This is a genomic window from Novosphingobium sp. TCA1 (genome assembly GCF_009811895.1).
GTDB lineage: Bacteria > Pseudomonadota > Alphaproteobacteria > Sphingomonadales > Sphingomonadaceae > Novosphingobium > Novosphingobium panipatense_A.
Map to the genome: position 1 here is coordinate 1 of NZ_BLJH01000085.1, position 4,903 is coordinate 4,903.

Below are 4,903 nucleotides of genomic sequence, written 5' to 3' on the forward strand. Positions count from 1 at the left end.
TCGCGGGAAGGTGTGGCATAGGGCTGAGAAGGCGGCAACTTTTATGGGTTCACGGCCTAATCTGGTCGCCTCTTGCATCGCTTATCAATCGGAAGCTTCGCTGCTCATCTGCCATGACGGCGCGGACTGCGGGATCATGTTCACCCTTCTCCATCAGGTCATCTGGGAAGGTGACATACTTCACCCTGGACTGAAGTGCGCGCAGTCTTGCCTCCCTGGCCAGAAGCTGATCGAGGCTTAGTCTGCTATATCGGGCCGTGGCGCCGGATACACGGCTGTCGAGGCGGATCAAGGACTGTCCGCGGCGCACAATATCGCCGTCATCCACCAGTATTTCAGCTGCTACGCCGCCGAATGCGTGAGAGATTTCCTTGACATGGCTTTCAACGGTTATCTCTCCAGGAGAAATCACCGCGCCTGCCATTGGGAGAAACGAAATCAACCCTCCCAAGCCCAGTATGAGCACGATTACCGATCCCAGGCCCAACCGCACAAGACGAGACATTCCTGCGCCGCTGGCTGCATATGGGGTATGGGAGGTGATCGGTGATTGGAAGTCTCGTGTGGAGAGCGAGGCGGTTTTCATCCGCCGGTTACTTCAGCGGCAGTGCTGACGGTTCCGACGGAAATTTCCTTTCCAATCGTAACGTGCTGGTTTTCGTTCTTGTCGGAGGTCACCGCTGCTGCCTCATCGCTTCCCGCCTTGCTGGAGCGATGCGCGCGAATACGCGTCTCGAAATCCGAACGTGTTTCGAAGCGTTCAACGCGGCCGGCGTTCATCGTCATGATGTGGCTGACGTTGGTAAGGACGTTCGGCCGATGGGCGACGATTACGACAATACCCTTTCTCTCGCGAATGCGTTTTATCGCGGCTCCCAATGCGGCTTCGCCTTCGTAATCCAGGTTGCTGTTCGGTTCGTCGAGAACAACAAGAAAAGGATTGCCGTAGATCGCGCGGGCCAAGGCGATACGTTGCTGCTGACCGGCGGAAAGGCCGCCGCCTTGGGGGCCGATGAGATAATCGTAGCCGCCGGGCAGGCTGACAATCAGATCGTGACAGTCTGCATCCCGTGCTGCCTGTATGATCGTATCCTTGTCCGGTTTTTCCCTGAACCGCGAAATGTTTTGCCCGATCGTTCCTTCGAACAGTTCGATGGTCTGGGGGACATATCCGACGATGTTTGAGATTAGGTCGTCCGGCCACTGGTCCAAAGTTGCACCGTCGAGCCGTATCGATCCCTTCAGCAAGGGCCATACCCCGCATAGCGATCTTGCGAGGCATGTTTTTCCAGAACCGCTACGGCCCACGACAGCCAGTGCATCGCCCGCGTAAAGCCGGAAGCCGACATCGGCCAGAGTTACCTTTTGAGCGCCGGGAGGGCTTGCGGTCACGCCTTTGGCTTCAACTTGCCGACTGGGTAGTTCGAGACCCATTGGCTCGATCCGGTTCGGCAATGCTTCCAACAGGTCCCGCATGCGTGCGAGCGAGAGGCGGGCCGCAACCATCCCCTTCCAGTTCGATATCACTTGTTCAACCGGAGCCAGCGCGCGTGCGGAGAGAATTGACCCGGCGATGATGATACCGCCCGTCGCGCGCCCATCGATTACGAGAAAGGCTCCGAGCGCTAGCGTGGCCGACTGCAGGAACATGCGAAACGATTTGGTCAGCCCTCCAAGAGTGCTGGATAGGTAGGAAAAACGTTCGTTTGCCTGAAGATAATCCAATTCAACGTCATGCCACTGTCGATGCCGGGCTTTGCCCATACCTAGGGCCTTGAGAACTTCCGCATTGCGCCGCGTTGCTTCGGCCAGGTTGGCTCTTCCTGCGGATGCGCGCATGGCTTCCTTTGCCAGTGGGCTGGTGATGCGGTTGTTTGCAATCATGAGTGCGAGCAGCACCGCCACGCCGAAAAGGGAGAGAAGGCCAATACTCCAGTGGAATATGCTCAAAAATAGCAGGTAGATAATGATCCAGGGCAAGTCGAGAATGGCCAGAGGTCCTGGTCCTGAAAGATAGGCGCGAACCGAATCGGCATCCCGGATGAGTTGCGACCCATGGGGCAATGTCCCGCGCGTCAGTTCATAACGAGCAATCACTTCAAGGATGCGATCGCTGACGGATCTCATGAAGAAAGATCCGAGATGGACCATTATGCGCCCCCTGATCACATCGAGCAGGGCCTGAAAGGCATAAGCTACGATGACCAGAATAAGCAGACTCACCAGGGAAGGCACGCTTCGACTGGGCAGTACATCGTCATAGACCAGCAGCATGAAGAAGGATCCCGACAGTAGCAGTACGTTGTAGATGCTGCTGATGACGAGAATGGGGATCAGGGCGTGCTTCAGCGGCGCAAGAGCGACCTTGAGTTCCGAAGAAAGACGGATGGCGAGGACGTTCACGGCTGCCTCAGCCCGCTAACCAGTCGTTCCGTTACCCGCTGAACATACATGCTGTCGCCCGATCCACATCCGGCCTGCATTGCCGATTGAACGCTCATCTGCCGATTGCGTCCTGTCTGGAACAATCTCCGACTGCATTAGAACAGAGGTGGGGGTAGACCTCTAGCGGGAATTGATCAGTTTCGGCGCGTTTTCTCGCCAGTAGATTTGATCCAACATGCAGAACTAGGGGGTTGTACTTGGTGAAGCGGAATCTGTGCCGTTGGGTCTGTCTGTTCATCTGTGGCAGTTCGGCGCATCAAGCATGCGGCGAGACGCTGGAGGAGGCGTTGAGCAATGCATACCAGAATAACCCGGTACTGGCGGGCGCGCGAGAAATGGCGCGTGTCGCCGACGAAGGCGTGGTGCGAGCCAAGGGCGCTTATGGGCCAAGTTTGAACGTTTCCGTACAGCACGAATTTACGGATGCAAGAATAAGGGGCGGAGTCCTTCCCGATCGGCAGGATGGCTTTGGCACTACCGCGCAATTGACGGCCTCGCAGCCGCTTTTTACGTCCGGCAGGCTGTCTTCTGGGCTCGATGCAGCCATGGCCAACAAGTTGGTTGTCCGGGCACAATTGGAGGAAACGAGTCAGCAGACGATTGCAGATGTCGTGGCGGCTTATGTTTCATTGCAGCGAGATCTCGAATTGCACGACGTTGCCGCTGAAAACTACGAATTGCTTCTCAAACAGCGTGATCAGACGATTTCACGCTATCGATTGCGCGACTCAACTGCGCCCGATGTGGATCAGACGCTGAACCGTCTGGAACTGGCGGCAGGTCGCGTCATTTCAGCGCACGCTAATGTGGATGGAAGTGCGGCACGGTATCGGAACCTCGTGGGGCACTACCCAGACGTTCTCGCACCGTTGCCGGCACTTGCGGAATTGCCGACACTGGAAACGCTCTACGTGACGGCTGAAACGAACAGTCCTTCTCTGGCTGTTTCCCGGTTTCTCGAAGCCGGGTCGCGCGCAGCGGTTGCATCGGCGCGCGCTGAAATGCTTCCGCAGGTGGGCGCTTATGCATCCGCAATGCGGGCACCACTCACGCCCTATCAGAACAGCTATCGCGAGGAGTCGGTTTCCGCCGGCTTTCGCATGACGATGGCACTTTACTCTGGAGGCCAGATGTCATCGGCCTTGCGTGCCGCGAAAGATCGCAATCTTGCCGATCAGCAGTTTGTAGAGCAGGCGCGGCGCGATATGCGCGAACGCCTGGCATCCGATTGGACACGTCTGAAAGCTGCGGAAGACGCCCTGCCGCGCTACGACGCCGCAGTAGCGGCGGCAGAGCGCGCCGTGGCCGGTGTAAAGCGCCAGGAGACAGCGGGAATCCGTACCTTGCGTGATGTATTGGATGTCACGAACGATCTGCTTTCAGCGCGGACAGCCGCCGTGCAGGCGCGGTCCGAGGCCTATATCCAGCGCGTCAATGTTTTGCGTGACGCGGGCATTTTGAAAATTGGCATGTTCTCCCGCGAGCGGCCTTACGATCCAGACAGTCGTACTTCGCGGCTAGGGTGGATCGCTGGTCTTCCGCTTAGGCCGATACTCGATCCGATTGACGGCATTGCGAAAAACGCGGCCGTGGAGAAAGCAAAAGTACAACTGGAATATTCGATGGAGTTCGACTTGCCGGACGAAGATGGCCTATTGCTCAAGCCCGTGTCGCGGGAGGTAGGAGGTATCTCGCTGGATGAAGCAAGGTAAACGGTTGTCTGGTGCGTGGATTGGGTGACCTTACCAATCTGGATCAGTTAAGAACGGAATACAACGGAACTGGATTCATTGACATCTTGTCTGAACCTAGGGGAGTGGCCAGATTTGCGCCGATAGTATTGGCATCTGACTAGGGAAAAGAGGGGTGGGGCATGTTGCGGGAGGCCGTTTTTCTCTGGCTTGCAAACCATTTGCCGAAAGGGCGGATTGGTACGAGGGCGCGCTACGAAACGCTTCGATGCGCCGGATTAAGGCTTGCGCCGAAAGTGATCGTTATGGGGCCGATTGCGATTACCCCACCCGGCGTGGGCAATCGCATTGCGATCGGATCACGCTCATTCGTCAATTCCAACGTTCGCTTTGGAGGGAAGGGTGGGGTTACGATCGGAAAGTTCGCGCAAATTGCACCCAATGTTGCCTTTGAAACGAGCTCGCACGAACTCGCTTTTGAATGCGGTTATAGCCGCCCACCGGTGACTGCACCGGTTGTCGTGGGCGATCACGTCTGGATCGGCACTGGCGCGATAATCTTGCCGGGCGTGACCATCGGTCGGGGCGCTGTCGTTGCCGCAGGGGCTGTAGTGACGCGCGACGTTCCGCCGAGAACATTGGTTGGAGGTGTTCCGGCACGGTTTATTCGAGAAGTGCGTGAAGTCACCGCGTGACCCGGGCGTGCCTAGGCCGCGTTGACATAAGATTTCAGCCATAGGCGCACTGCGGCGAGGTTGAGAAAGCTC

Annotated in this window: 4 protein-coding genes; 2 read left to right on the forward strand and 2 right to left on the reverse strand. The window is 57.2% G+C overall.

Features of this window, described 5'->3' with window-relative positions; genetic code table 11:
• Nucleotides 1-49 precede the first annotated feature (49 nt).
• Both NTCA1_RS27895 and NTCA1_RS27900 read right to left on the reverse strand, forming a co-directional pair.
• The gene (locus tag NTCA1_RS27895) at nt 50-586 is read right to left on the reverse strand and encodes a hypothetical protein (protein WP_133085356.1); all 537 of its coding nucleotides are present in this window, start codon (nt 584-586) and stop codon (nt 50-52) included.
• Entirely contained in the window at nt 583-2,403 is a 1,821-nt protein-coding gene (locus tag NTCA1_RS27900; protein WP_133085355.1) for a type I secretion system permease/ATPase, read from the reverse strand. Before NTCA1_RS27900 ends, NTCA1_RS27895 begins: the two co-directional genes overlap by 4 nt.
• Before the next feature lie 242 nt (nt 2,404-2,645).
• On the opposite strand from NTCA1_RS27900, the gene NTCA1_RS27905 reads away from it, so the two are divergent.
• Together NTCA1_RS27905 and NTCA1_RS29075 are read left to right on the forward strand one after the other, a co-directional pair.
• Nucleotides 2,646-4,157, forward strand: coding sequence for a TolC family protein (locus NTCA1_RS27905; protein WP_236549622.1), 1,512 nt, complete (start codon nt 2,646-2,648; stop codon nt 4,155-4,157).
• Nucleotides 4,158-4,318: 161 nt separating this feature from the next.
• Entirely contained in the window at nt 4,319-4,831 is a 513-nt protein-coding gene (locus tag NTCA1_RS29075; protein WP_086492209.1) for a DapH/DapD/GlmU-related protein, read from the forward strand.
• Nucleotides 4,832-4,903: the final 72 nt, after the last annotated feature.